This window comes from Verrucomicrobiia bacterium (assembly GCA_035765895.1).
Classification (GTDB): Bacteria; Verrucomicrobiota; Verrucomicrobiia; order Limisphaerales; family DSYF01; genus DSYF01.
This window is the reverse complement of the sequence record DASTWL010000089.1, coordinates 40,153-65,855: the sequence shown is the minus strand read 5'-3', so window position 1 is coordinate 65,855 and position 25,703 is coordinate 40,153. Positions and strand designations below refer to the sequence as shown.

22 protein-coding genes are annotated in these 25,703 nt (G+C 61.8%); 21 read left to right on the top strand and 1 reads right to left on the bottom strand.

Annotated elements, in window-relative coordinates; translation table 11 throughout:
- Positions 1-23: 23 nt before the first annotated feature.
- The 19 genes from folE2 to VFV96_17485 all read left to right on the top strand — a co-directional run bounded on the left by folE2 (position 24) and on the right by VFV96_17485 (position 22,064).
- Positions 24-824: a GTP cyclohydrolase FolE2 gene (folE2, locus tag VFV96_17575; GenBank protein ID HEU5072218.1), complete on the top strand. Its 801-nt coding sequence runs from the start codon at positions 24-26 to the stop codon at positions 822-824.
- A 132-nt stretch (positions 825-956) separates the two neighbouring features.
- Positions 957-2,468 (top strand): DegQ family serine endoprotease, encoded by a 1,512-nt coding sequence (locus tag VFV96_17570; GenBank protein ID HEU5072217.1) that lies wholly within the window; start codon positions 957-959, stop codon positions 2,466-2,468.
- A 125-nt stretch (positions 2,469-2,593) separates the two neighbouring features.
- On the top strand, positions 2,594-3,637 hold the full coding sequence (locus tag VFV96_17565) for a J domain-containing protein (protein HEU5072216.1): 1,044 nt from the start codon (positions 2,594-2,596) through the stop codon (positions 3,635-3,637).
- A 43-nt stretch (positions 3,638-3,680) separates the two neighbouring features.
- Positions 3,681-4,379: an SDR family oxidoreductase gene (locus VFV96_17560; GenBank protein ID HEU5072215.1), complete on the top strand. Its 699-nt coding sequence runs from the start codon at positions 3,681-3,683 to the stop codon at positions 4,377-4,379.
- Between the two features lie 95 nt (positions 4,380-4,474).
- On the top strand, positions 4,475-4,744 hold the full coding sequence (locus VFV96_17555) for a hypothetical protein (protein ID HEU5072214.1): 270 nt from the start codon (positions 4,475-4,477) through the stop codon (positions 4,742-4,744).
- A gap of 4 nt (positions 4,745-4,748) precedes the next feature.
- On the top strand, positions 4,749-5,126 hold the full coding sequence (locus VFV96_17550) for an NADH-quinone oxidoreductase subunit A (protein ID HEU5072213.1): 378 nt from the start codon (positions 4,749-4,751) through the stop codon (positions 5,124-5,126).
- Positions 5,127-5,152: 26 nt separating this feature from the next.
- The gene (locus VFV96_17545; GenBank protein HEU5072212.1) at positions 5,153-5,761 is read left to right on the top strand and encodes an NADH-quinone oxidoreductase subunit B; all 609 of its coding nucleotides are present in this window, start codon (positions 5,153-5,155) and stop codon (positions 5,759-5,761) included.
- 3 nt (positions 5,762-5,764) lie between these two features.
- Positions 5,765-6,400, top strand: a complete 636-nt coding sequence (locus VFV96_17540; protein ID HEU5072211.1) for an NADH-quinone oxidoreductase subunit C — start codon at positions 5,765-5,767, stop codon at positions 6,398-6,400.
- A 23-nt stretch (positions 6,401-6,423) separates the two neighbouring features.
- Positions 6,424-7,560, top strand: a complete 1,137-nt coding sequence (locus VFV96_17535) for an NADH-quinone oxidoreductase subunit D (protein HEU5072210.1) — start codon at positions 6,424-6,426, stop codon at positions 7,558-7,560.
- 136 nt (positions 7,561-7,696) lie between these two features.
- Positions 7,697-8,299, top strand: coding sequence for a 4Fe-4S dicluster domain-containing protein (locus VFV96_17530; protein HEU5072209.1), 603 nt, complete (start codon positions 7,697-7,699; stop codon positions 8,297-8,299).
- A gap of 109 nt (positions 8,300-8,408) precedes the next feature.
- Positions 8,409-9,617 carry an NADH-quinone oxidoreductase subunit NuoH gene (nuoH, locus tag VFV96_17525; protein ID HEU5072208.1) on the top strand — a complete coding sequence of 403 codons (1,209 nt, stop codon included), beginning with the start codon at positions 8,409-8,411 and terminating at the stop codon, positions 9,615-9,617.
- A 102-nt stretch (positions 9,618-9,719) separates the two neighbouring features.
- Positions 9,720-10,223 (top strand): NADH-quinone oxidoreductase subunit J, encoded by a 504-nt coding sequence (locus VFV96_17520; GenBank protein ID HEU5072207.1) that lies wholly within the window; start codon positions 9,720-9,722, stop codon positions 10,221-10,223.
- 94 nt (positions 10,224-10,317) lie between these two features.
- Positions 10,318-10,629, top strand: a complete 312-nt coding sequence (nuoK, locus tag VFV96_17515) for an NADH-quinone oxidoreductase subunit NuoK (GenBank protein HEU5072206.1) — start codon at positions 10,318-10,320, stop codon at positions 10,627-10,629.
- Positions 10,626-12,758: an NADH-quinone oxidoreductase subunit L gene (gene nuoL, locus VFV96_17510; protein HEU5072205.1), complete on the top strand. Its 2,133-nt coding sequence runs from the start codon at positions 10,626-10,628 to the stop codon at positions 12,756-12,758. Before nuoK ends, nuoL begins: the two co-directional genes overlap by 4 nt.
- Complete coding sequence (locus tag VFV96_17505) at positions 12,755-14,320, top strand: NADH-quinone oxidoreductase subunit M (GenBank protein HEU5072204.1); 1,566 nt, start codon at positions 12,755-12,757, stop codon at positions 14,318-14,320. The genes nuoL and VFV96_17505 overlap by 4 nt, the downstream gene beginning before the upstream one ends.
- A gap of 281 nt (positions 14,321-14,601) precedes the next feature.
- A complete protein-coding gene (locus VFV96_17500) occupies positions 14,602-16,110 on the top strand; it encodes an NADH-quinone oxidoreductase subunit M (GenBank protein HEU5072203.1) in 1,509 nt (502 codons plus the stop codon).
- A complete protein-coding gene (locus VFV96_17495) occupies positions 16,107-17,591 on the top strand; it encodes an NADH-quinone oxidoreductase subunit N (GenBank protein ID HEU5072202.1) in 1,485 nt (494 codons plus the stop codon). The genes VFV96_17500 and VFV96_17495 overlap by 4 nt, the downstream gene beginning before the upstream one ends.
- Positions 17,592-17,641: 50 nt before the next feature.
- On the top strand, positions 17,642-20,782 hold the full coding sequence (locus VFV96_17490; GenBank protein HEU5072201.1) for a M12 family metallo-peptidase: 3,141 nt from the start codon (positions 17,642-17,644) through the stop codon (positions 20,780-20,782).
- 61 nt (positions 20,783-20,843) lie between these two features.
- A complete protein-coding gene (locus VFV96_17485) occupies positions 20,844-22,064 on the top strand; it encodes a hypothetical protein (protein HEU5072200.1) in 1,221 nt (406 codons plus the stop codon).
- Here VFV96_17485 and VFV96_17480 read toward each other — a convergent pair.
- Positions 22,040-23,113, bottom strand: coding sequence for a hypothetical protein (locus VFV96_17480; GenBank protein ID HEU5072199.1), 1,074 nt, complete (start codon positions 23,111-23,113; stop codon positions 22,040-22,042). The two genes, VFV96_17485 and VFV96_17480, sit on opposite strands and share 25 nt — an antisense overlap.
- 51 nt (positions 23,114-23,164) lie before the next feature.
- Here VFV96_17480 and VFV96_17475 point away from each other — a divergent pair, with 51 nt between their 5' ends.
- On the top strand, positions 23,165-24,964 hold the full coding sequence (locus VFV96_17475) for a tetratricopeptide repeat protein (GenBank protein ID HEU5072198.1): 1,800 nt from the start codon (positions 23,165-23,167) through the stop codon (positions 24,962-24,964).
- Positions 24,965-25,040: 76 nt separating this feature from the next.
- Positions 25,041-25,661 (top strand): CvpA family protein, encoded by a 621-nt coding sequence (locus tag VFV96_17470; GenBank protein ID HEU5072197.1) that lies wholly within the window; start codon positions 25,041-25,043, stop codon positions 25,659-25,661.
- The last annotated feature ends 42 nt before the right edge of the window (positions 25,662-25,703 follow it).

Here is a 25,703-nt window from a genome sequence, read left to right as displayed (position 1 = left end):
CCCGTTGCTGCTACTTTTCGCGCATGTCAAAGACGTCCGAACCGGCCGCAACCAAACTTCACGACAAGCAGAGCGAGCGGGATCACCGTGAGCTGCACATTGACAAGGTCGGCGTGCGCGGTTTGCGTTTTCCCATCCAGGTCATGGACAAGACGCGGGTGCACCAGAACACCGTGGCCACCATTGGGATGTTTGTGGATTTGCCCAAGGAATTCAAAGGCACCCACATGAGCCGGTTCATCGAGGTGCTCAACGCGCACGGCAACGTGATCCACGTTGAAAACATCGAGGGCATCCTGTTCGCGCTGCAGGCGAAGCTGAAGGCGGCGACGTCGCACCTGGAGATTGAATTTCCTTATTTCATGACGAAACAGGCGCCCGTTTCCGGCAAGGACGGCGTGATGGATTACAACGTGCGCTTTGACGCGACGGCCTGCGGCAACGAGGCGGATCTGGTCATGACTGTGAAGGTGAACGTCACCACGTTGTGCCCGTGCTCCAAGGCCATCGCGAAATACGGCGCGCACAATCAGCGTGGCGAAGTGACCGTGACGCTGCGTTCGCGGAGTGTCGTGTGGATTGAGGATGTGATTGCCCTGGTGGAGGCGTCCGGCAGCTCCGAATTGTATGCGCTGCTGAAGCGCGAGGATGAGAAGTCCGTCACCGAGCGCGCCTACGAAAATCCCGTGTTTGTCGAGGATCTCGTGCGCAACGTCGCGTTGAAGTTGAAGGCGCATCCGGAGATCACGTGGTGGAAGGTGGAGGCGGAAAACTTTGAAAGCATCCACAACCACAACGCCTACGCCTGCATTCAAAAGAGCTAGCGAAGATTCTCACCGCAGGCGCGTGCCTGGATGCGCCGCCGGGCATCACGGTTGAACATTTTTACAAGTCCGTTGTCCATTCCTTCGTGAGTCGCGCACGGTCGGTGCGCACCGAACAAGGACAAATCAATTATGAAAATGCTTTTGAGAAATCGGGTTGCCGCGTGGGCGCTGGCGGTGGTTTTGGGGATTCCGTTTGCTTCGTTTGCCCGGGTGGACAATCCGCCGGCCAAGGTCAAACTGGACGAGTCGGTCATCGACCGGGATGCGCGGACGGGCAACAGCTACGCCGCCGTGATCAAGAAGGCCTCGCCCAGCGTGGTTTACATCTATTCAACGAAAACCCTGAAGGCCCCACGCTTTCAGCAGTTCTTCGATGACCCCTTCCTGCGCCGCTTCTTTGGCGACCCGTCCGATGACGGTGGCGGCAGCGGCCGTGGGCGGTCGCGCAGTTTCAAGCAGGAGAGCCTCGGTTCCGGTGTGATCGTCACGGCGGACGGCTACATTCTGACGAACAACCACGTGGTGGAGGGGGCCGACCCGGATGGAGTGGAAGTGGCGCTCGCCAACGGGGAGAAGAAATACACCGCCAAGGTCATCGGCACAGATCCCCAGACGGACATTGCGGTGCTCAAGATCGATGCGAAGGATCTGCCGGTCATCACGATTGCCGACAGCGACAAGCTGGAGGTGGGCGACGTGGTGCTGGCCATTGGCAACCCGTTCAACGTCGGCCAGTCCGTGACGATGGGGATTGTGAGCGCGCTCGGCCGCGGCGGGTTCAACATCACCGACTACGAGGATTTCATTCAGACCGACGCCGCCATCAACCCGGGCAACTCCGGCGGGGCGCTGGTGGATGCGGAAGGGCGGTTGATTGGCATCAACCAGTCCATCTTGAGCCGCAGTGGCGGCAACGCGGGGGTGGGATTTGCCGTGCCGGTCAATCTGGCGCGGTCCGTCATGGAACGGCTCATCCAGGATGGCAAGGTGACGCGCGGCTTTTTGGGCGTGATGATTCAATCGCTCACGCCGGAACTGGCCAAGTCCTTCGACCTGCCGGACACCTCGGGTGCGCTCGTGGGCGGCGTGTCCCCGAACACGCCCGCCGAAGAGGCGGGGATCAAGTCCGGTGACGTCATCACGGCGATTGACGGCAAAAAAGCCAGCGACAGCCGGCACCTGCGGCTGATGATTTCGGAGAAGCCGCCCGGCACCAAGATCACGTTGACGGTGGTGCGCGACGGCAAAACGCGGACTGTGTCGGTCAAGCTGGGCACGTTGCCCGGAGACGAAGGGACCGCCAGTTCGTCCACCAGCAGCAGCAATTCGAAGTTTGACGCGCTGGACGGCGTGGAAGTGGCGGATTTGGATGCGCAAGCCCGCCGGCAGTTCGACATCCCGAGCCACGTGCGCGGCGCGCTCGTCAGCAACGTGGACCAGGATTCCAACGCGTATGAAGCCGGGCTGCGTTCCGGTGACGTCATTCAGGAAATTGACCGTCAATCGGTGAAGGACGCGGATTCCGCGGTGAAGCTCAGCGAGGAGGCCAAGGGCGACCGGATTCTCCTGCGCGTCTGGAGCCAGGAAGGCGGCATGAGCGGATCGCGTTTCCTCTCCGTGGACAATCACAAGAAGCAATGACCGCTTGATAAATTGGTTGGGTTGGTTGGGTGTGGTTGCCTCGGGGCCGGCCGTCAGGTCGCCCCGGGGTTTTTTGTCCGGTTCGCATTGAGAACCGGCGCGGCTGGGCTATCATGCCCCGCAAAATGGCTGTGCAATACAAAGACTACTACCAGATTCTTGGGGTGCCGCGCACCGCCAGCGAGGCCGAGATCAAAAAAGCCTTTCGCAAGCTGGCCCGCGAACATCATCCCGACGTGGCCAAGGACAAAAAAAGGGCCGAGGAAAAGTTCAAGGAAATCAACGAAGCCTACGAGGTGCTGGGCGATCCGGCGAAGCGTAAACGTTACGACGAACTGGGCGCGAACTGGCAATCCGGCGCGGAGTTTCGGCCGCCGCCCGGTTGGGAACACGCCGCTGGTGCGCAAGGCTTTCGCGGCGGCCGCCGCACGGGCACGGAGGGATTTGAATTTCATTTCGGCGGCACGGGCTTCAGCGACTTTTTTGAACAATTGTTCGGCCGAACCGGGCGGGGCGGCTTTCCGAACAGCGGCGGCTTTGCGCCGGAGGGCATGGCCGAACGCGGTCGTGACATCGAGGGTGATCTCATGGTGACGCTGGATGAAGTCATGCGCGGCTCGATTCGTTCCGTTTCCGTGCGTCACAACGTGCCCTGCGAGCAGTGTGGCGGCAGCGGGCGCACGCTGGGGCGAACGTGCCACGTTTGCGCCGGTGCCGGCCAGGTGCAGCAGACGGAAACCCATCAGGTCAAAATCCCGGCCGGTGTCGGTGAAGGACAAAAGCTCCGCCTCGCCGGGCGCGGCGAAGCGGGTTCGGGCGGTGCTGGAGCTGGGGATTTATTCCTGCGCGTGCGCCTCGCCCGGCATCCGGATTTTGAGGTGGAGGGGCACAATCTGATTTATGAACTGGACCTGGCGCCGTGGGAGGCCGTGCTTGGAGCGAGCGTGGACGTGCCGACCCTGGACGGGCAGGTGGCCATCCGGATTCCACCGGGCACGCCCGGCGGCCAAAAGTTGCGCGTGCGGGGGCGTGGTCTGCCGCAGCGCGGCGGGGGGCGCGGGGATTTGATCGTGGTCACGTCCATCGAAGTGCCCGCCAAGGTTTCCGACAGCGAGCGGAAACTGTGGGAGCAACTGGCGCGCGAATCACATTTCCGTCCGCGCACTTGAAATTCACCGGCCTGCCCGCCAACATGCCGCCGAAGCCACGCGTATGACCGGAGGGAGGATCACCATCATTACCGGCGCCACCCGCGGTCTTGGCCGCGCCATGGTGGATGAATTCAGCCGGGCCGGCTGGACGGTTCTGGGCTGCGGTCGTTCCGAACGGGAGGTCGAACAACTGCGCGAGCACTTCGACAAACCACACGATTTTTACGTGGTGGACGTTTCCTCCGATGAGGAGGTCCAGTCGTGGGCCAGTCTGATCCTGACCCACTACGGCCCGCCCGACCTGCTCATCAACAACGCGGGCGTCATCAACCGCAATGCCCCGTTGTGGGATGTGCCGGCGCAGGAATTTGACGCCGTCGTGAACATCAACCTGAAGGGCGTGGCCAACATCATCCGTCATTTTGTGCCGGAGATGGTGCGGCGCAAGCGCGGAGTGGTGGTCAACTTCAGCTCCGGCTGGGGCCGCTCCGTCGACGCCGAAGTCGCGCCCTATTGCGCCACCAAGTGGGCCATTGAAGGGCTGACGCGCGCGCTGGCCGAGGAACTGCCGTCCGGCATGGCTGCCGTGCCGTTCAATCCCGGCATCGTGAACACCGAGATGCTCCAGAGCTGTTTCGGGGCCTCGGCCGGCTCGTATCCGTTCCCCGCGCAATGGGCGAAGATTGCCGTCCCTTTTCTTGCCCAGCTGGGCGCCAAAGACAACGGCAAACCCCTCAGTGTTCCGGAGTCGTGGCATTAACAGCCCGGCTCAACCGCTGGTTAAGCGCGGCTGAGAATCCCGTCCGGCCGCCGTGACTTTCTTGACCTCGCGGGTCATTGCTTTAGCCTTCGGGAATGGCGATTGGCAAACCCAAGCGCGTCCAGAAAGCCGTAATCCTGGGCGTCGGGCTCGACTCAGATGGTCACAAACGGGTGACCCGGGGCGAAAACTTCCTCTTGGCTGGCGGTTCCAAGGACACGCACGAGCAGATGACCGAGAAGGTCATCAAAATCAACGAAAAGCTCTCCATCCGCGGCAAACAGCTGGAGAACGTCAGCCGCGAGGAATTTGACGACATCGCCCACGAAGTCGGTTTGAAACGTCACTCGCCCGAATCCAACTGAAACGATGCCCACGCCGCAAAATTCCTATCTCGTGCTGGTGGTTTTGATGGTGGCAGCGGTGGGATTTGCCGCAGTGCCGCTCACTCTGGCGTGGTTGTGGGCAAAGTTCTTCTCCCCGAAGAAGCCCGGCCACGACAAGAACGCGACTTACGAATGCGGCCTGGAGTCCAAGGGTGACGCGTGGATTCAGTTCCGCGCCGAATACTATCTTTACGGCATCATTTTCCTGGTGTTCGACGTGGAGACCATTTTTCTGCTGCCGTTCGCGGTGTCATTTGGCGGGCTCTCCGCCGGGGCTTTCATCGCGATGATGGTGTTTTTGCTGTTGCTGGTGGAAGGGCTCGTGTGGGCCTGGCAGAAAGGTGTGTTGACGTGGAAGTGACCGGATGTTGAGGTTTTAACGTTGTGATTGATCAAGGTTTACGCAGTGAGCTTCAGAAGCAGGGCGTGTTTACCACGACGCTGGAGGAAGTTTACAACTGGGGGCGCGCCAATTCCGTCTGGCCGCTGACCTTCGGCCTCGCCTGCTGTGCCATTGAAATGATCGCGGCGTCGATGTCGCGTTTCGACCTGGCCCGTTTCGGCGCCGAGGTGTTCCGGCCTTCGCCCCGGCAGGCCGACCTGATGATCGTGGCCGGCACGGTCACCAAGAAGATGGCGCCGCTCGTCGTGCGCCTCTACAACCAGATGCCCGAGCCCAAATACGTCATTGCCATGGGCGCCTGCGCCATTTCCGGCGGGCCGTTCAAACAGGGCTACAACGTGCTCAAGGGCATCGACCGTTATGTGCCCGTGGACGTCGTGATTCCCGGCTGTCCGCCGCGGCCCGAGGCGTTGATTCACGCCTTCATGACGTTGCAGGAAAAAATCGAGCAGCAAAAACTCACCGGTCCCCACCGGGCGCGGCATCTGGACCCCGACGCACCGAGTGAATTTCCGGTGCCCGTTTACGGCGAGCACGATCTCGTGCCGCCGAAGAATCCGCAAATCTGGCAGCCGCCCGTGGTCCAGCGTTGAGCCGTGGAAACTCTCGAACAAATCAAAAGCCGCGTCGAAGCCGCGGTCGCCGGCGCACAACTGACCGTGGTGCCCAATGATTCCCCGGTGGCCCAGCCCTCCCTGCTGGTGGACAACGCACACGCCGTCGCGGTGGCTGGATTCCTGCGCGATGATCCGGAACTCCAGCTCGATTACTGCTCCAACATGACCGGTGTGGACTGGCCCGAAGCGGAGCTGACCGAAAAAATCAAGGTCAAGCAGGTCGTGGACGGCGTGGAGAAGGAAGTCGAGGAAGTGAAGAAAACGCTCCGCCCCGGCTGCCTTGAAGCAGTGTATCACCTTTATTCGATGGCCAAAAAACACGGCCCGGTGATTCTGCGCCTCCGGACGGAAAATCGTGCCGACAAGAATCATCTGCCGTCGCTGACCCCGCTCTGGCGCGGCTGTGAGTTTCAGGAGCGTGAGGCGTATGACCTGTTCGGCATCGTGTTCGACGGCCATCCCGACCTGCGCCGCATCCTGATGTGGGACGAATTCAAGGATCATCCGATGCGCAAGGATTACGTGGAGCCGGACGATTACGAATACGAGCCGACGCCGCACGATGAACTGGTGGAAAAAGTGAAGGCGCACCAGGCGAAGGAGGCGTCCGTATGATTGCCGCTCCGAACGCGCCGGCCATGAACTACGAGCTGCGGGCCCGCGATGGCGATGCCGAGGGCGACCTGCTCGAAGTCTCGCTCGGACCGCATCATCCGTCCACGCACGGCGTGTTCCGCATGGACGTGGTGCTGGACGGCGAAAAAGTGGTCAGGCTCAAACCGGTGTTTGGCTACCTGCACCGGAATCACGAGAAGATCGCCGAGAACACGACGTATCTCTCGTCCATGCCCTACACGGACCGGCTCGATTATTTCTGCTCGATGACGAACAACTGGGCCTACGCGTTGTCCGTCGAGAAGCTGGCGGGCCTGTCGGTGCCGGAACGCGCGGAATACATCCGCGTCATCATGGCTGAGCTGACCCGCCTGCTGAACCACACCTGCCTCATCGGTTTTTTTGTGCAGGACATGGGCGCGCTGGGCACGCCGTTGATGTATGCCTTCCGTGAACGTGAAAAGATCCTCGATCTTTTCGAGGAGCTGACCGGCGCCCGCATGATGTGCAATTACCTGCGCTTTGGCGGCGTTCGCTGCGATGTGTCGGATTCCTGGCTGCAACGGGCGCGCCAGGTGGTTGAAAACTACGAGCCTTTTTTGGATGAGTTCGAAGCGTTGATTGCCGAGAATGAAATCGTTCTCGCGCGCACGCAGGGCATTGGGATCCTGCCGCGCGAGCTGGCCGTCAATGCGTCCATCACCGGTCCGATGCTCCGCGCCAGCGGCGTCAATTATGACATTCGCAAGGTGGACAAATATGGGATCTACGACCGTTTTGAATTCAAGGTGCCCATTGGCGAACACGGCGACCTTTACGACCGTTACATGATTCGCGTGCTGGAAATGCGCGAATGCGTGAAGATTTTGAAACAGGCCCTGCACGACATTCCGGCCGGTCCGTTTGTCGATCCGAAGGCGAAGCTGCGCGGCTTCCGTCCGAAGGTGGGCGAGGCCTACGGGCGCATCGAAGCGCCCAAGGGCGAGCTGGGCTTTTACCTCATCAGCGACGGCTCGCCGAATCCCTATCGCTATCGTGTGCGGCCGCCCAGCTTCATCAATCTGACCATTCTCGAGGACATGTGCCTCGGCCAGCGCATTGCCGACGCGATCATCATTCTGGGCAGCGTGGACATCGTGTTGGGGGAGGTGGATCGATGAAAGGTGGGCGGAAGAGAAAGGGAGCAGGGGAGAAAAGGAGAGCGTCCTTATCCGCTCATCCCGCTTTCACCTTTTCCCCATTTCCCCCTTTTGCGCCGAATGGCGGGGAGTTGTTCAAGCCACAGCAGACTTTCGTATGTTAGGCGAAGCCATCATCAAAGGCATGGCGGTCACCGCCAAAAACTTTCTGGGCAGCTACGTGTCCAAGGAGCGGCTGACCACGGTGCAGTATCCCGAGGAGCGGCTCACGCCCCAGGAGAATACGCGGCAGTTTCCGTTTCTCGTTTACGACGGCGACGACTGGCAGAAGGGCCTGCGCTGCGTGGCGTGCCAGATTTGCGAGAAGGAATGCCCGCCCAAGTGCATTTACATCGTCAAAAGCAAGGACAAGCGGCTCGATTACAAGGGGCAGCCGCAGTTCTATCCGGCCACGTTCGACATCGACATTTCGGTGTGCATGAGCTGTCAGATTTGCGTCGAGGTGTGCCCGTTTGAATCCATCAAGATGGACACCGAGTTTGAGCTGAGCACCGATGACCGCTTCGGCGGGCTGCTGCTCACGAAGGACAAGCTCGCCCAGTCCAACGCCCATTACCACGCCATTCATCCGGCGGACGCGGCGGCCTCCGATGCCGTGCTGGCCGGGGAAAAGGCGAAGGCCGAGGCCAAGGCCAAAGCCGCGGCGGAAGCAAAGGCCAAGGCGGCCGCCGCGCCGGCGCCGGCGCAGAAAACCGCGTAATGCACGGCGTAAGGCACAGTAAAAACCGTGACGCGGCCCGCCGCCGCGGGTTTAGAATCTTGATTCGGCGCCCAAATCTGCGGACCCTGCGGGCCTCTTTCGGATCTCAGTGGAAGTGACCATGGTCGAATCGCTGGACCAACTCTTCGTCAACTTGAAGCACTGGGCGGTCGGGCTGTTCCCCGACGCCTGGCAGGTGCTGGTTTCCGCCATCCTGTCCATCGCGCCGCTCGTGGCTGTGTTCGGCGGATTGTTCGCCATCGTCACCATCTTCGAGCGCAAAGGACTCGGCCGCATCCAAAACCGCTACGGCCCGAACCGCGTTGGCATTCCGTTCACCGATATCCGGCTTGCGGGCTTCGGCCAGTTCATTCCCGATGGCATCAAGGCGCTTATCAAGGAGGACGTTGTGCCGCGCGCGGCGGACAAGGTTGTGCATTTCCTCGCACCGATCGTGCTGCTGATTCCCGTGCTGCTCGCGTATGCCGTGCTGCCCATCGGGCGCAACATGACCGTCGCCGATTACGACGCGGGCGTCCTGTTCTTCTTTGCCGTCGGCGCGGCGGTGGAGCTGTCGGTGTTCATGGCGGGCTGGTCGAGCCGCAACAAATATTCGCTGCTCGGCGCCATGCGCGGCATCGCCCAGATGATCAGCTACGAAATCCCGCTCATCCTGTCGTCGGTCACGGTCATCATGATCGTGGGGTCGCTCAATACGGGGGAAATTGTGGCGCGGCAATCGACCTACACCGGGCTGCTGCCAGACTGGTTCGTGTTCACCCCGTGGGGTTTTGCCGGATTCATCATTTTCTTCATCGCATCGCTCGCGGAATCCAACCGGGCGCCGTTCGATTTGCCCGAGGCCGAATCCGAAATCATCGCCGGCTACTTCACGGAATACTCGGGGTTCAAGTTCGCACTGTTCTTCCTCGGTGAATACCTCGGCATGTTCGCCATCAGCGGACTGGGCATCACGCTGTTCCTCGGCGGGTGGACGGCGCCGTTTCCATTCCTGACGTGGGTGCCGTCCTACCTGTGGTTCTTTGCCAAGCTGCTGGCGCTCATCTTCACGTTCATCTGGATTCGCGGCACGCTGCCGCGCCTGCGCATGGATCAACTCATGAACTTCGCCTGGAAATTCATGATCCCCATGGCGCTCATCAACATGTTCACCGCCGGCGTCTGGCATTTCATGGGCCCCGGCCTGGCGCGCTGGTTTATCAGCGCGGTGCTGGTGGCGGGGCCTTATCTGCTGCTGGGTCGCGGCCTGATGGAGAGCAAGCACCTCGGCAAACGCACCTACCGCTTTGTGGAATGAAGACCGTGAACCGTGACATCGTGACATCGTTGCAGCGGATTAAACGCCGCCTGCGCGACGCCTTTGGGCCGATGCAACGGTTCAACAATGCAACGCCCTAACGTGTCCCCGACCTTCCTCATTCTCGCGTTCGCCACGCTGCTTTCCGCGGCGGCGGCCATGAGTTTGCGCAACCTCGTCCACTGCGCGCTGTCGCTCGTGGTGACGTTCGCGGGGCTGGCGGCGCTGTATCTGCAACTCCACGCGCAATTCGTCGGTTTTGCACAGGTGCTGGTTTACGTTGGTGCGGTTGCCATCCTGATTGTGTTTGCGATTCTCCTCACGCGCAGCGGCGACACGCCAAACCAGGCGGTGCTCGCGCCGGGCTGGATGGCCGGCATCATCATCTCGGCGGTCGTCTTCGCTGCCCTTGGCTGGGCCGTGTTGAGCAGCGGTGCCCTGGTGGCATCCACGCCGGAGGTGCCGGAGGTCACCGTAAAGAACATCGGCGACGCGCTGATGACAAAATACATTTTGCCGCTCGAAGTCGTCGGCGTGCTGCTGACAGCGGCAATGATTGGCGCGGTCATCATTGCGATGAAGGACGAGAGGCCGGACGCGAAATGACAACATCTACTGCCATGAAAAGGAGAAAAGGAGAAAAGGAGCAGGGGAGAGGTCTCCTTTTCCCCTCTGCTCCTTTTCCCCTCTGCCACGCCGCATGACACCACTCGCGTCATACTTGCTCGTGAGCGCACTGCTTTTCGCCATTGGGCTGGCCGGGGCCGTCACGCGGCGCAACGCCATCCTCGCGCTCATCGGCATCGAACTGATGCTGAACGCGGCGAACCTGAATTTCATCGCGTTCTGGCGCTTCGGGCCGCATCCCGAGGCGCTGACGGGCGTGATGTTTGTGATTTTCTCCATCGCCATTGCGGCGGCGGAAGCGGCGGTGGGTCTTGCGCTCATCATCGCCATCTACCGCCATTACAAAACGGCGAATCTGGATGAGGTAAGGAATCTCAAGGGATGATCTGGATCGTCAAAAATCTGTGGCTGATTCCCGTGCTGCCGTTGCTGGCGGCGGGGCTCATTGCCGTCAGCACGCAACCGCAGCGGAAGCGCGCGGCAACGCTGGCCATCGGGTCCATGGGCCTCGCGTTTCTGCTCGCCCTCTGCGCCTTGGCGGCCACGCTTAAACACGACGCGCCTGGCGGCTTTCGGGAAGTGTGCAATTTCAACTGGTTCCAGTTCGGGGAACAATGGCTGCAGCTTGGCTGGGTGCTTGACCCGCTCACCGCCGTGATGCTGGTGATGGTCACATTCGTCGGCGCGTTGATCTTCATCTTCAGCGTCGGCTACATGGCGCATGATGAGAACTTCACACGCTTCTTCTGCTTCCTGTCCCTGTTCGCGGCGGGAATGCTCGGCGTGGTCATCGCCAACAGTCTGCTGCTGCTGTTCATGTCGTGGGAGATCGTCGGCCTGACCAGTTATCTGCTCATCGGTTTTTGGTATCACAAGCCCAGCGCGGCGGCGGCGGCGAAGAAGGCCTTCATCACCACGCGCATCGGCGACCTTGGATTGCTTATCGGCATGGTGTGGCTCTACGCAAAGACTGGCACCTTGAATTTCTATGACGGCGGCAATGGCTGCTTGGAAATTCCAACATTGGCAAAGTCTTTTCCCGTCACGACATTTGAAACGCTCTCTCTGCTTGGGATTGCGCTTCTAATTTTTGTCGGTGCAATGGGCAAGTCTGGTCAGGTTCCGCTGCATGTCTGGCTTCCCGATGCAATGGAAGGTCCAACGCCCGTGAGCGCATTGATTCACGCGGCCACGATGGTTGCGGCGGGTGTATTTCTCGTGGCGCGGATGTTTGCTCTGATGAAGCCAGATTGGAGTGCGATCGCGGGGCCGAACACTCTAGTTACGATAGCGGAGCCTGATGCAACGCTTGTAATCACTTGGGTTGGCGCAATCACCGCTTTTTTCGCTGCGACCATTGCCGTCGCCCAAAACGACATCAAGCGCATCCTCGCTTACTCCACGGTTTCGCAGCTTGGCTACATGATGATGGGCTTGGGCGTGGGTGGCGTGGCCGTTGGCATGTTTCATCTCATCACGCACGCGTTCTTCAAGGCGCTGTTGTTCCTCGGCTCCGGGTCAGTGATTCACGGCTGCCACGAGGAACAGGACATCCGGCACATGGGCGGCTTGAAAAAGTTCATGCCGGTGACGTTCGCGACTTATGCGGTCGGCATGCTGGCGCTGGCGGGTTTCCCGGTGTTCTTCGCCGGCTTCTGGAGCAAGGACGCCATTCTGCACGCGGCGCATGGCTGGCCCATTTCGCACTGGCCCTTTTATCTCGGGGCGGCGGGCGCGTTGTTGACGGCGTTTTACATGACGCGCCAGGTCGCGCTGGTGTTCTTTGGCCAGTATCGGAGCGCGGCTGTTCCCGGCCGCAGCGGCCACGACGCGGAACCCGCTCACAAACCATCCCACGGATCCTCTCACTCAAGCAGTGCTGCGGCTGGGGGCAGCGGCGTTCCGCACGAAAGTCCCGCCGTCATGACGGTGCCGCTGGTCATCCTCGCGGTGTTCGCGGTTTTGTTGGGCTTCCTCGGCACGCCGGTGTGGCCGTGGTTTCAGACATTCCTCGGGCAGGCGCACGAAACCAGCGAAAGTGTCCTGCCGTTGATGGTGACCTCCTCGCTCATTGTATTCATCGGCCTCGGCCTCGGCTGGTGGCTTTACGGTAAGCGCCGGCGCAAGACAGCGGCGGAGCCGGACGTGCTCGAAGTCGCGCGGCCTGACATTTTCGCGCTGCTGAAGAACAAGTATTTCGTGGATGAACTCTACGAGCACACGGTCATCCGCTTCAACGCGTGGTTCGCCGCGGCGTGCGATTTTTTTGATCGCTGGGTGTGGGGCGGCGTGGTGTTGCTGGTGGCCGGCGTGACCATCGGTCTGGCCTGGCTTTACCGCGTCACTGACGAATTTGTGGTGAACCTCGGATTCGATGCGGGGTGCGAGGGCATCCGGCGCGGCGGCGGTGAAATGTCCCGCCTGCACACCGGTCGCGTGCAAACCTATCTGCGGGTGCTGGGCGTGGCGCTGGTCGTTCTGATTCTCCTTCTCGTATGGGGGCGCAAGGCATGAACAGTTTTCCCTGGCTGACCGCGCTCACGCTCCTCCCGGTCTTCGGCGGGGTGGTGGCCATTGGTTTGCGCGATCAGCAGAAGCTCGCGCGCAAGCTGACGCTGACGTTCAGCTTCCTTTCGCTCGGGCTGACGCTGCTGTTATGGAAGAATTTCGATGCGGCGAGCGGCGAACTGCAATTTGCCGAGCAGTTCGACTGGGTGAAATCGCTCGGCATCCAATATCGCCTCGGCGTGGATGGGCTCGGGATTTTGATGCTGCTGCTCACGGCCATTGTGACGCCGCTGGCGTTGATGGCGTTTTGGCGCAATGAAGACCGGCCGCACATCTTCGGCGCGCTGGTGCTGTGGTTGCAGGCGGGCCTGTTCGGCACGTTCACGGCGTTGAATTTCTTCCACTGGTTTCTGTTCTGGGAACTGGCGCTGATTCCCGCGTTCTTCCTCATCAAGCTCTGGGGCGGGCCCAATCGCGGCCCGGCGGCGACGCAGTTCTTTATTTACACGATGGTGGGCAGCGTGGCGTTGCTGCTGAGCTTCCTCGCGCTGCGGCTGGCGACCGGCAGTTTTGATTTCATTGAGCTGGCGAAACTGGCGAAGAGTGGCGAACTCACATCCAAGATCGGAGATGCGTTCCAGCACGCGATGGGCTGGAGCGGGCTCAGCAATCAGACGCTGGCTTTGATTCTTTTCGCCGGCGCATTTCTCGGGTTTGCCGTGAAGGTGCCGGTGTTTCCGTTCCACACGTGGCTGCCGTCGGCGTATGCGGAGGCGCCCAGCCCGGTGACGATGCTGCTCACCGGCGTGATGTCGAAGATGGGCGTGTATGGCTTCCTGCGCATCCTGCTGCCGATTTTCCCTGATCAGATCCGGCTCGTGCTGACGCCGCTGCTCTGGCTCGCGGTGCTGACCATCGTGCTCTCGGCGTGCGCGGCGTTCGCCCAGCGCGACTTGAAGCGCATGCTGGCGTATTCGTCCATCAACCACCTGGGCTATTGCCTGCTGGCGATGTTTGCGGCGGTCGGCCTGCCGGCGGGCGTGAATCAGATCGCCCTTCAAAAGGCCGCCGCGCTGGACGGCGTGCTGCTCCAGATGTTCAACCACGGTCTCACGGCATCGGCGCTGTTCCTGTTCATCAGCCTGCTGGAGCGGCGGAGCGGGGGACTGCGCGGGCTGCAGGATTTCGGCGGCATCCGGAAGGTGGTGCCGGTGTTCACGGGCTTGATGGGCATTGCGCTGTTCTCGTCACTCGGGCTGCCTGGCCTGAATGGCTTTGTCGGTGAATTCCTCATCTTCAAGGGCGTGTTCCCGCTGGCGCCGTGGGCGGCGGCCATTGCGACGATCGGTTTGCTGGTGACCGCGATTTTCCTGCTGACGCTGATTCAGCGCGTGTTCTGCGGCCCGCTGAATGAGAAGTGGCTCAAGCTTCCGGATTTGAATTTCGCGGAGGGGTTGCTCGTGTTACCGGGCATCGGGCTGATGTTTGTGCTTGGCCTTTACCCGCAGCTCGTGCTGGGCGTGATTGACGCAACGGTTGTGAAGCTGGTGCAACAACTGAATTTTTGACCACGGATGAACACCGACAGACACGGATTTGAAACTGATGCAGCGGCGCAAATGCCCGCGCTTTGCATCGTCATTTTCGCCGTGGGAGTTGAATGGTTTCACGCTCGCCCTCACCCTGGCCCTCTCCCCCGGGGAGAGGGAATGGCGTTTCCGCATGGTTTGTTTTTCGGTCGTTCGTCCGGCCAATCCAGTCGCTGGTATTCGAGTGGGACGGCGGATGGTTCTCCCTCTCTTTGGGGAGAGGGCAGGGGTGAGGGGGGGCGTCAGACACTTTGTTTCGCATGTTAGCCTGGACCATTTACATTTCGTTTTTCGGCGTGCTGGTGCTGATGCTCCTGCCGCGCGATGACGCCCGCTCGGCGCGCAAGGTGGCGCTGCTGACGGCCATCGCCGGGTTGGCCGTGGCGCTCATCGGGGCGTGGCAGCAGGGCAACCCGGGCGAAATCACCACCATCACCAACCACGCCTGGATTCCCTCGCTCGGGGCGAATTATCATCTCGCGGCGGACGGCATCAGCCTGACGCTGGTGGTGCTGACCGGCCTCGCGGCCATCGCGGGCATTTTGTTTTCCTGGAACATCGAGAAGCGGACGAAGGAATTCTTTGCGTTCTACCTCGCATTGATTGGCGGCGTCTATGGCGTGTTCCTGAGCTTCGATCTGCTCCTGCTGTTCGTGTTCTACGAGTTGACGATCATCCCCAAGTATTTCCTCATCGCGCGCTGGGGCAGCACGCGGAAGGAATACGGCGCGATGAAGCTGGCGTTGTATTCGTTCGTGGGCAGCCATCTCGTGCTGATCGGCCTCATTGCGGCGTGGGTGGTGGCGCGGGCACAGACGGGCCAGGCCACGCTGGATTTGGTGCAGCTTTCGCAGGTGCATTTTCCCGTCGGTTTTCAGCGCTGGGCGTTTCCGCTGGTGTTCGTGGGCTTCGGCATTCTGGCCGGCTTGTGGCCGTTTCACACCTGGGCGCCGACGGGCCATGTCGCCGCGCCGACGGCGGGCTCGATGTTGCTCGCGGGCGTGGTGATGAAACTCGGCGCTTACGGCTGCCTGCGGGTGGCGATGGTGCTGTTCCCGGAAGGCGTGGTGATGTGGAAAACCACCATCGCCGTGCTGGCGGTCATCGGCATCGTTTATGGCGCCGGCGTGGCGCTGGTGCAGAAGGATTTCAAGTTCGTCATCGGCTATTCGAGCGTGAGCCACATGGGCTTTGTGCTGCTCGGCCTGGCGACCTTGAATTCGGTTGGCCTGAGCGGCGCGGTGTTGCAGATGTTTTCGCATGGCATCATCGCGGGTTTGTTGTTCGCGGTGGTGGGGCGGATGGTTTACGACCGGACGCACACACGGGATTTCAATAACCTTGAAACGATGGGGCTGAACAAGCTGCTGCCCTTCGCGGCGGGCACGTTTGTGGTCGCGGGCATTGCCTCGATGGGGCTGCCCGGCTTCAGCGGGTTCGTGGCCGAACTGCAGGTGCTCTGGGGTGCGTGGCAGGCGTTCCCAACGGCGGCGATCGTGGCCGGCGTGGGCATTATTGTCGGCGTGGCCTACACGCTGCGCGCGATTCAAAAGGCGTTTTATGCGGACGCACCGGCGCCTGACCCGGACGATGAAGTGGAAGCGCATCATCCGTTGCCGCCGGTTTCCGTGCCGGAGCGCCTCGGTGCGGCGCTGCTCATCGCGACGTCGCTGGCCATCGGTTTGTTCCCGAACCTGCTGCTGCACTGGATTCAGCCTTGCGTGAATTCGCCCCTGTTCCAGCACCTGGTGAAGGGAGGTGCGCTGTGAGCTACCTCGAAATCCTGCAATGGGCCGCGCCCGAAACTGTGGTGGTGCTCACCGCGCTGGTCGTGCTGGCGGCGGATCTGCTGGTGTTGCGCGAGCAGCCGGTGCGAATCCGCTTTGGCTTGGGCGCGCTGATCGCGAGTCTGGGGTGTGCTGCGGCCTTGTTCTTTGTGCTGGGCGCGTCCGGTCAGGTCAATCTGTTCAACGGCATTTTCGTCGTCAACCCGCTGACCAGCCTGGTGAAGGCGGCGGTCCTGGCGCTGACGATTTTCACCGTTGTGCTTTCGGCGCAAGGCAGGTTCACGGAGCACGTCGGCGAGTATCTCGCGCTGATCCTGCTCGCGACGGTCGGCATGATGTTCCTCGTCAGCACTGAGGATTTGTTGATGATTTTCATCTCGCTGGAACTGCTCAGCCTCTCGTTGTATGTGCTGACGGCGTTCAACAAGCGCAACCTCAAATCGGCCGAGGCGGCACTGAAATACTTCCTGTTCGGCGGCATGGCGGCGGCGTTCACACTCTTCGGACTGAGCCTGCTTTACGGACTGTCGGGTTCCACGAATCTGCCGCAAATCGCCGCCGGGCTGGCGGGCAAAGGGCTCGACCCGTTGCTGCTCGTGGCGATCGTGACGGTGGTGATCGGTTTTGGTTTCAAAGTGGCGGCGGTGCCGTTCCACTTGTGGGCGCCGGATGCCTACGAAGGCGCGCCCACGCCGAGTGCGGCGTTCATCGCGTCGGGTTCCAAGGTGGCCAGCTTCTTCATTCTCGCGAAGGTGATGATGGTCGGCTTTGCAGGGGCCGAAGGCAGCGCCGGCTGGCACGTGATGAACTCCGGCTGGGTGCCCGTGCTGGCGGTCGTGGCGGTGCTTTCGATGGTGCTCGGCAATTTCACGGCCATCGCGCAGTCGAGCGTGAAACGGCTGCTCGCATATTCGGCGATTGCGCACGCGGGTTACCTGTTGCTGGCGGTGGTGGCAAACACGGCATCCGGCCAGACGGCGCTGCTCTTTTACGTGATTACGTATGCGCTGACCACGCTCGGGGCGTTTGGAGTGGTTGGCGTGGTGGAAGACGCGACGGGCGGCGATGGATTGGAAAACTTCGCGGGCCTCAGCCGCCGCGCGCCGTTGCTGTCGCTGTGCCTGCTCGTGTTTCTGCTGTCCTTGGGCGGCATTCCGCCGCTGGCTGGATTCGTCGGAAAATTCTTCGTGTTCAGCAGTGTGGTGGGCGCCGAGGCAAACCATCTCACGCTGCTGTGGCTGGTGGTCGTGGCCATCCTCATGAGCGCGGTGTCGTTTTACTACTACCTGCGGGTTTTGAAACAAGCCTACGTGGCAGACGCGCCGGCCGGGGTGGAACGCATCGCCGTGCCGGTGGCGACACAGATCGCGCTGGCTGTGCTGGCGCTGCTGGTGGTGCTGCTCGGCTGCGCGCCGCAGGGTTTATGGCACCTGCTGTCGGCGGCCGCCCAAGCGGTTCAGTAGAGCCAGTTTTTGGACTCGTTTTTTCGGGAGCGGTCATTACCGTGCGCGGCATGCACATCGCCTCACCCCGCTTGCGTTTCCTCCCCACACCGGTTGCTGGTTTTTTTCAGCTTCCCAAAGTCGCGCTGGTCCTGGCGGTTTGCCTGGGGACAGCGACGGCCGCGCGGAGTCAATCTTTGCCGGCGGACACGAACAGCTGGACGCCTTTGACGGCGCCGCCGGCCGGAAAAATCGGCGCCGCGCGCTGGGTGCAGCCGTTGCAAGGGGCGCTGTTTCGCCTGAACCGGACGGTAATGCGCACCCGGCTTGGCAAGGCCCGCCAGATTGACCCGGCGCTGGCCCGGAACGCCGGCACGGAAGTCGAGTTGCCCATGCCCGACGGCACCACGGCACGCTTTGTGGTGGTTGATGCGCCGGTCATGGCGCCGGAACTGGCGGCCAAATTCCCCGAGATCAAGACCTACGCGGGGCAAGGGATCGATGATCCACAGGCAACCGTGCGGCTGGACCTCTCGCCGCAAGGTTTCCACGCGCAAATTCTGTCGCCGCGCGGGGCCGTGTATGTGGACCCCGCTTACCGGGGCGATGACGAGGACCACGTCAGCTATTACAAGCGCGATTACGTCAAACCTTTCGATGACTGGAAATGCACGACGGCGGAGCGCGGCGGGACGGCAACCGGCGCGGGCGCGGGAACATCGGGTGTGGTGGCGAACAAGATTCAATCGGGCACGGCGCTGCGGACATACCAGCTCGCGGTGGCGTGCACGGGTGAATATGCCGCTTACTTTGGCGGGACGGTGACGAACGCGATGAGCGCCATCATCACGGCGGTAAACCGCGTGGATGGCGTTTACGAAACCGAACTGGCCGTGCGCCTGGTGCTGGTGGCGAACAATAATCTGCTGGTTTACACAAATGCCACCACCGATCCCTACAGCAACAACGATGGCGTGGCGATGTTGTCGCAGAACCAGAGCACGGTCGATGCTGTCATCGGCAGTGCAAACTACGACATTGGCCATGTCTTCAGCACCGGCGGCGGCGGCATCGCCAACCTCGGTTGCGTTTGCGTGGCTGGTTACAAGGCCAAGGGTGTTACGGGTTCGCCGGTCCCCAACGGGGATGCGTTTTGGATCGATTACGTCGCCCACGAAATGGGCCATCAATTTGGCGCGAACCACACGTTCAACAGCGAGACCGGCAGCTGCTCCGGCAATCGCAACCCCGGCACCGCCTACGAGCCAGGCAGCGGTTCAACCATCATGGCCTATGCCGGGATCTGCCCGCCGAATGACCTGCAGCCACACAGCGATCCCTACTTTCACACGGCGAGTCTGGATGAAATTCAAACCTACCTGGCGGGAGCCGGCGGCGGTTGCGCGGTGGTGACCGCGACGGGCAACAACCCGCCCACGGTCAGTGCCGGCACCACCCATACGATTCCCGCGTCAACGCCTTTCATGTTGACCGCGACGGGCAGCGATCCCAATGGCGACACGCTGAGCTACTGCTGGGAGGAGCGCGATCTGGGCGCGGGCGCTGACGTCACCGGTGTGGACGGTGGCTCGGGCCCGCTGTTCCGGTCGCTCTCCCCGGTGAACAGTTCGACGCGGTATTTTCCCAAACTGTCCAGCGTGCTCGTGGGAACGAACTGGAACCAGGAAGTGCTGCCGACAACGTCGCGGACGATGAACTTTCGGGTGACGGCGCGGGACAACCGGGTGGGCGGCGGCGGCGTGGCCGACGCGGACACGCAGGTGACGGTCGCGAGCGGCGCCGGCCCCTTTGTGGTGACGGCACCCAACACGGCCACGAACTGGTCGGGCAGCCGCACCGTGACCTGGAATGTGGCGGGCACAGCCGGGGCGCCGATTAATGCCAGCGGCGTGGACATCTATCTTTCCACCAACGGTGGCAACACCTTCACCTTCCTGCTCGCCTCCAACGCAGCCAATTCCGGATCGGCTCCGGTCGTCCTCCCGAATCTTACCTCCACTCAGGCCCGCATCATGGTCAAAGGCACCGGGAACATCTTTTACGACGTGTCTGATGCAAACTTCAACATCAGTCCAGGCAGTCCCACGCCTTTGGTGCAGTCGGTGGGCGCGGTGTTGGTGGCCGAGTCTGGTTCGCCCACCAACGGCGCGGTGGACCCCTACGAAACCGTGACCGTCAACTGGTCGCTGTCCAACGTCGGCAGCGCCCCAACCACGAACCTGACGGCCACCCTGTTGACGTCCAACGGCGTTTATTATCCGAGTGCCGCCCAAAACTTCGGGGTCATTCCCGCGGGTGGCATGGTCACCCGGCCCTTCACGTTCACGCCGGCCGGGACCTGCGGCGGTTCCGTGACGGGCCTGCTTCAGTTGGTGGATGGCACCGCGAACATGGGCACCGTGGCGCAAGTATTTCCGTTGGGCGGAGTGCAGGTTCAGGTCATCACGCAGTCTTTCAACAACGCCAGCTTCATCACCATTCGCGATACCAACAGCGCGCTGCCGTATCCGTCCACCATCAACGTTTCCGGCATCAGCGGAACTGTCAGTAAAGTGACGGCCAAAATCAACGGCCTGACTCACGCTTATGTGAGCGATGTTGACGTCCTGCTCGTGAATCCGGGCGGGCAGGGGGTCAAGCTCATTGGTGGCTGTGGTGACACGAGCGCGGTTAGCGGTGTGAACCTCACCTTTGACGATGCGGCAACGGTTTCCCTGCCGGCAACCGGGCCGTTTTCCTCCGGGACGTATCTGCCGACGGATTATTACCCAAGCGACCTGCTGCCCAGTCCGGCGCCACAGCCTCCCTATGGCAGTCTGTTATCGACGTTGGCCGGTTCCAATCCCAATGGACAATGGTCCCTCTTCGTTGCTGATTTTCTGGCTGGAGACAGCGGCAGCATTTCGGGCGGATGGAATCTGACGTTTGTGATTTCGAATGCCACTTCGGCCTGCGTTGAGACATTTCCGACGCCAACCCTGGCCAGCACCACCTGGTCCAACAATGTGGTGCGGTTTGCCTGGAATGCGATCCCCGGTCCGCATTATCAGGTTCAATACCGGACGAACCTTGCGACGGGCGCGTGGCAAAATCTGGGGGCCGCCATCCAGGCCACCAACACTGCCATGAGCATCACGGACGCCGTCAGCAACGCGCCCATACGCTTTTATCGGGTGGTGGTTTCCGAGTGATTCCCGGCGTGGAAGGTATTTGGCGCTGGAAATTGGCTGCCGCCGGATTATTGTCGCGCGCATGCCATGCGCGGCTTGCTTTCGCTGGGGCGGTGCAAACCTGAGTGTCCGGTTGTTGGCGAAATCGCCCGGCCGGTCCGCGGTGCTGATCTTCCTGCTGGCATTTCTTGGTGCGCGGTCCGCGGTTCAGGCGCAGCCCGTTCTCCTTTCCGCCACGACGCTCCTGACTGAATCTTGTCTGCCGGCCAATGGGGCGGTGGACCCCTACGAAACGGTCACCGTGAACTGGGCCATCACCAACTCGGGGACCGCGCCGACCACCAATCTCGTTGCCACGTTGCTGACGACGAATGGCATTTACTACCCAAGTGGAGCACAAGATTACGGCGCCATACCTCCGGGCGGCAGTGCGGTGCGACCATTCAGCTTCATTCCGGCCGGCCGTTGCGGTGATTGGGTGACGGGCGTGGTCCAGCTGGTGGACGGCGGCGCGAACCTGGGCTTCCAAACGAACCTTTTCCTGCTCGGCAGCCCGGTGATTACGACCCAGGTGTTCGCGAATGCCTCCTTTATTAACATCCTGGATGATTCACCGGCGGATCCGTATCCGTCCTCAATTAACGTCGCCGGCGTTACGGGAACGCTGCTTGATGTAACCGTCACATTGGCGGGCTTTGGTCACTCGTTTCCGCAGGATGTGGACGCGCTCCTGGTGCGTGATACCGGGCCGACCGTCATGTTGATGGCGAATTGTGGCGCCGACTTCCCGGTTGATGGCTTGACGCTCCGTTTTAATGACGATGCGACCAACCAACTCCCACTGACGGCCAGTTTGATGGACGCCACGTATCAGCCAAACAATTACGCCTTCTCCGACGTGCTGCCGACGCCGGCGCCGGCGGGGCCTTACGGTGAAATGCTGACCCCCTTGGCCGCGGAGCCGAACGGGACCTGGTCACTCTACGTCTGGGACAACTCCCCCCAAGACGCCGGCCAGATTACGAACGGCTGGAGCCTGACGTTGGTCACGTCCAATGTGGTGTGCTGCACGACCTTTCCCGCTCCCACGTTGGCCCGCACCGGCTGGTCAAACAATGTGGTCCGCCTTGACTGGAATGCGATTCCCGGCCCGCATTATCAGGTGCAGTATCGCACCAATCTGGTCGCGGGTGCGTGGCAGAGTCTCGGTGCGCCTGTGTTGGCGACGAACACCGTCATGGGCGCCATTGATTCGTCACCGAACAGCCGGATGCGCTTCTACCGCGTCGTCGTTTCGGAGTGAGGTGGGGGCCGCAGGGTCGTGACATCGATGCGGGCAGGATCGGCCGTTCCCAGCTCCAGCAGCGCGGCATTTTTGTAGAGTTCCGTGGCCACGGGCGGTTCGCCGGGCGCGTTTGCGTGCCGGCTGCGCTCCAAATCCTGCAACGCCAGCACGTCCAGCGCCACCGGATCACGGCTGAGCCGGATTTCATTCAGCACGACCGAGTAATGGAGCAACCCGCGCTCGCCACCCTCATATTGGCAAATCAACGCGTCCGTGATGTTCAAGGCCACCTTGTCGCTTAGCGCCGGCAGGGCGTAGATTTCCGGCACGGCCACGCTCAGGCGCGCCACGGAATCGAAACGCAGGCTGTTGTCCACGCTGCCCAAGGCAAGGCTGAACAGATTGCCCGCCACGCCGGCGCCGTTCTGATTCAACACGGGAGCCACGTTGATGATCCGGGTGATTTGCTGGCTGACCAGTTTTGACACGAACGATTTGCGGCCGACGCCTTCGCCATGTTTGCCGAATTCCAGATCGCCGTAGACCAGGTTCCCAATCAGCGCGGTTTCGTAAAAGGTCTTCTCGTCGTAACCCGCCTCGGCGGCTCCGGCCACGCGCACGCCGAACTGGTTTGTCAGGGCAAAAAAACCGGCCCGCCGCAAATCCGCCTCCTGATGGTCCCACACGATGATGTGCCGGGCAGGGATGCCGGCGGAGAGCAGGCCGTTGATCACGGCGGCCACGACTTCGGGATGTGTGCCCGTTTCCCGCCCGGGGGCGGAATAGACCTTGATGCCGACCACTTCATTGCTGCCAATCAAGCCTGCCCAGGCGGCGGCAACGGAGGCCTGGCCCGTCAGATTCGTGAGGCCGCGGTTTAGCATGTCTTGCACGACGCGCGCGTCGGGTTTGAATGCGGTGGAGGCGCGAGGATCCTGCACCGTGACGACGCGGGCGTGCGGCGTCGGCGGTTGCAGCGCGAGGCCTTGCGCATCGGCCTTTGCGTGGATCGCGCCGCCGAGCAGAGCAGCGAGGATTACCGGTTGAATCGAGCGGATCGCGAACATGATTGGTGCGTTCCTTGACACGTCAGAGCGTGGATGCTACCACGCCCGCCCATGCTGACCATAAAAAATCGGACTGCGTTCAAACTGCTGGCGGGCCTGTTGTGCGCCGGCTTTTTGGCGGGCTGCCGTCCGCCCGGTCCGCAGGCGTTGGTCGATGGCCGGCGGCTGCTGGACGCGGGCCAGACGGCGCGGGCCATTGCGCGCTTGCAAACGGCGACGCAGTTGCTGGGCACGAACGCACAGGTGTGGAATGACCTTGGCGTGGCGTATCATCAGGCCGGGCAGATGACCAACGCCGAAAGTGCCTACCGCCGGGCGCTGGCGACCAATCCGGATCTGCTGGCCATTCATTTGAACCTCGGCACGCTGCTTTTCCAGCTTGGTCGCATCAATGACGCGAAATCAGAGCTGACGACTTACGCGTTGCGCCAGCCGAATGATCCGGTCGGTTTGCAGCGGCTGGCCCTGGCGGAAGTGCATCTGCGGGAAACCGCCAACGCGGAGCAGCACGCGCGCAAAGCCGTGCAGCTGGATGCCCAATCGCCGGACTCCTGGAACACCCTGGGGCTGGCGCAATTGCAGCGTGGGCGTGCCCGGGATGCCGCGCAAAGCTTCGCCGCGGCGGTCAAGGCGCGACGTGATTTTGCCTCCGCGCTGCTGAACCTCGCCGTCGTGAACCAGCAGTATCTGGGCGATCGCGCGGCCGCCTTGAAATGGTATGAAGCCTACCTTTCGCTGCGCCCCCCGCCGGACGACGCGGCGGCCGTGCGTGAAGTGATCAAACAATTGCAACTGGAACTGACCCCGGCGCGGTCGGCCGGGCAAACCCTGGCACCACCCGTGGAACCACCCGCGAGTCCGACTTCGCCGCCGCCGCAGTTGGCGCAGGCGCCATCGGGTTCCGTGCCCGTGGTCAAATCAGTGCCGCCCAGTTCGCCGCCGCCGGGAGCGAAGTTGGTGACGCCGGAGCCTGAACCTCGTGCGCCGCCCGCCGTGTCGCCGACCCGGCGCGTGGCGGGCGAGCCGGTGCGTTCGCCGCCCACCGTGGTGACCGTGCCGCCCGAACCGGTCATCAAATCCGCACCGACACCGACCCCTTCGGCGGTTGCTGCCGCCGCTCCCGCCACCGCTTCTGTCCCATCGTCCGCGACTGTCACTCCGGCCGTCAGCGAAGCGCCGCCCGCCCGGCGCGGCTTTCTGCAAAGCCTCAATCCCCTCAACCTCTTTCACGCCCAAACCAGGGCGGAGTCAGTGACGCCGCTGCCCGCGGCGCGTTCCCGTGTTGCCGTCGGCCCCAACACGAATTCCACGACGGAAGAACCTTCGATTTCCGAAAGTGCCGCCGGTGACGAAGCTCAGATTTCCACGGTTTCAACCGGCGATCGGGCAGCCGCGCAGCGCCATTTTGAGCGGGGCTTGCAGGCGATGAAGGGCCGGCAATTCGTCCTCGCCAACGAATCGTTTCGCGCCGCCACGGCTGCCGATCCCGGCTGGTTTCAGGCGCAGTTGAACCATGCCGCCGCCGCCCTGGAAGCCGGCGAATTTGCCGAGGCCATCACGGCCGCGCGTGCGGCGCTGGCCCTGGACCCGGCATCAGCGGAAGCGCGTTTCAATCTGGCCCTGGCGCTGAAGCGCAGCCATCGCGACCAGGAGGCCGCGCGAGAATTGGAGCGGTTGTTGCAGGCGAATCCGGACGATGTCCGGGCGCATTTGACCCTGGGCAATTTATACGCAGGAACGTTGGCAGATCCGGCCCGGGCCCGGAGTCATTACCAGAAAGTCCTGGCGCTGGCCCCAGGCCATCCACAGGCCACGGCGATTCGTTTCTGGCTGGCGGCACACCCGCAGTGACGTGGCACGAATATGGCTCGTTTGGAAATCACCAGCGTCGGAAGGCGCGGGAAACGTCCAAAATGATGACAACCAAATGAACATGGTGCCCCACAACCTGCCGGTAAACTGGTTCGATGTGCTGGTGGTGATTGTGCTTGTCGCCGGTGCGATGCGCGGCCGCAAGCGGGGCATGTCGCAGGAGCTTATTCCGCTGCTCAAGTGGATTACGCTGGCTGTGGTGTGCGGGATGTTCTACCGGCCGGCGGCCCAATACATGGCGGACACCACCGTGCTCAGTTTGTTGACGACCTCGTTCATTGCCTATCTGGGCATGGCGATGATTCTGGCCAGCGTGTTTGCGTTGATCAGCCGGCGGCTCGGCGGAAAGATCATTGGCAGCGACACCTTCGGAGCGGCGGAGTATTATCTCGGCATCCTGGCCGGCATGTTCCGCTATGGCTGCATCCTGGTTTTTGCGCTGTCGCTGTTGAATGCGCGGCTTTACACGCAGAAGGAAATTGATTCGATGAACCAGTTTCAACAGCAGAACTTTGACAATAATTTCTTTCCGACCTTTTACACGATCCAGCATCAGGTCTTCGAGGACTCCTTCTCCGGACCGGTCATCCACAACAGTTTGGGCGCCATTTTGATCAGGCCGACGATTGCACAATCCAAGGAGCTTCAGCGCAAGCAATTTGACCTGCCGATGTAAGGTTGTGGGCTGACATTGCCGGCGCGCGCCGCTAACGTGTCG

What these genes read in the sequence shown, in the direction of transcription:
- VFV96_17480 (HEU5072199.1), bottom strand. Translation starts at nt 23,113, where the DNA reads ATGTTCGCGATCCGCTCGATTCAACCGGTAATCCTCGCTGCTCTGCTC.
- VFV96_17470 (HEU5072197.1), top strand. Translation starts at nt 25,041, where the DNA reads ATGAACATGGTGCCCCACAACCTGCCGGTAAACTGGTTCGATGTGCTG.
- VFV96_17475 (HEU5072198.1), top strand. Translation starts at nt 23,165, where the DNA reads ATGCTGACCATAAAAAATCGGACTGCGTTCAAACTGCTGGCGGGCCTG.
- VFV96_17560 (HEU5072215.1), top strand. Translation starts at nt 3,681, where the DNA reads ATGACCGGAGGGAGGATCACCATCATTACCGGCGCCACCCGCGGTCTT.
- nuoL (HEU5072205.1), top strand. Translation starts at nt 10,626, where the DNA reads ATGATCTGGATCGTCAAAAATCTGTGGCTGATTCCCGTGCTGCCGTTG.
- VFV96_17550 (HEU5072213.1), top strand. Translation starts at nt 4,749, where the DNA reads ATGCCCACGCCGCAAAATTCCTATCTCGTGCTGGTGGTTTTGATGGTG.
- VFV96_17555 (HEU5072214.1), top strand. Translation starts at nt 4,475, where the DNA reads ATGGCGATTGGCAAACCCAAGCGCGTCCAGAAAGCCGTAATCCTGGGC.
- nuoK (HEU5072206.1), top strand. Translation starts at nt 10,318, where the DNA reads ATGACACCACTCGCGTCATACTTGCTCGTGAGCGCACTGCTTTTCGCC.
- VFV96_17485 (HEU5072200.1), top strand. Translation starts at nt 20,844, where the DNA reads ATGCCATGCGCGGCTTGCTTTCGCTGGGGCGGTGCAAACCTGAGTGTC.
- VFV96_17535 (HEU5072210.1), top strand. Translation starts at nt 6,424, where the DNA reads ATGAACTACGAGCTGCGGGCCCGCGATGGCGATGCCGAGGGCGACCTG.
- VFV96_17570 (HEU5072217.1), top strand. Translation starts at nt 957, where the DNA reads ATGAAAATGCTTTTGAGAAATCGGGTTGCCGCGTGGGCGCTGGCGGTG.
- VFV96_17530 (HEU5072209.1), top strand. Translation starts at nt 7,697, where the DNA reads ATGTTAGGCGAAGCCATCATCAAAGGCATGGCGGTCACCGCCAAAAAC.
- VFV96_17500 (HEU5072203.1), top strand. Translation starts at nt 14,602, where the DNA reads ATGTTAGCCTGGACCATTTACATTTCGTTTTTCGGCGTGCTGGTGCTG.
- folE2 (HEU5072218.1), top strand. Translation starts at nt 24, where the DNA reads ATGTCAAAGACGTCCGAACCGGCCGCAACCAAACTTCACGACAAGCAG.
- VFV96_17490 (HEU5072201.1), top strand. Translation starts at nt 17,642, where the DNA reads ATGCACATCGCCTCACCCCGCTTGCGTTTCCTCCCCACACCGGTTGCT.
- VFV96_17565 (HEU5072216.1), top strand. Translation starts at nt 2,594, where the DNA reads ATGGCTGTGCAATACAAAGACTACTACCAGATTCTTGGGGTGCCGCGC.
- VFV96_17505 (HEU5072204.1), top strand. Translation starts at nt 12,755, where the DNA reads ATGAACAGTTTTCCCTGGCTGACCGCGCTCACGCTCCTCCCGGTCTTC.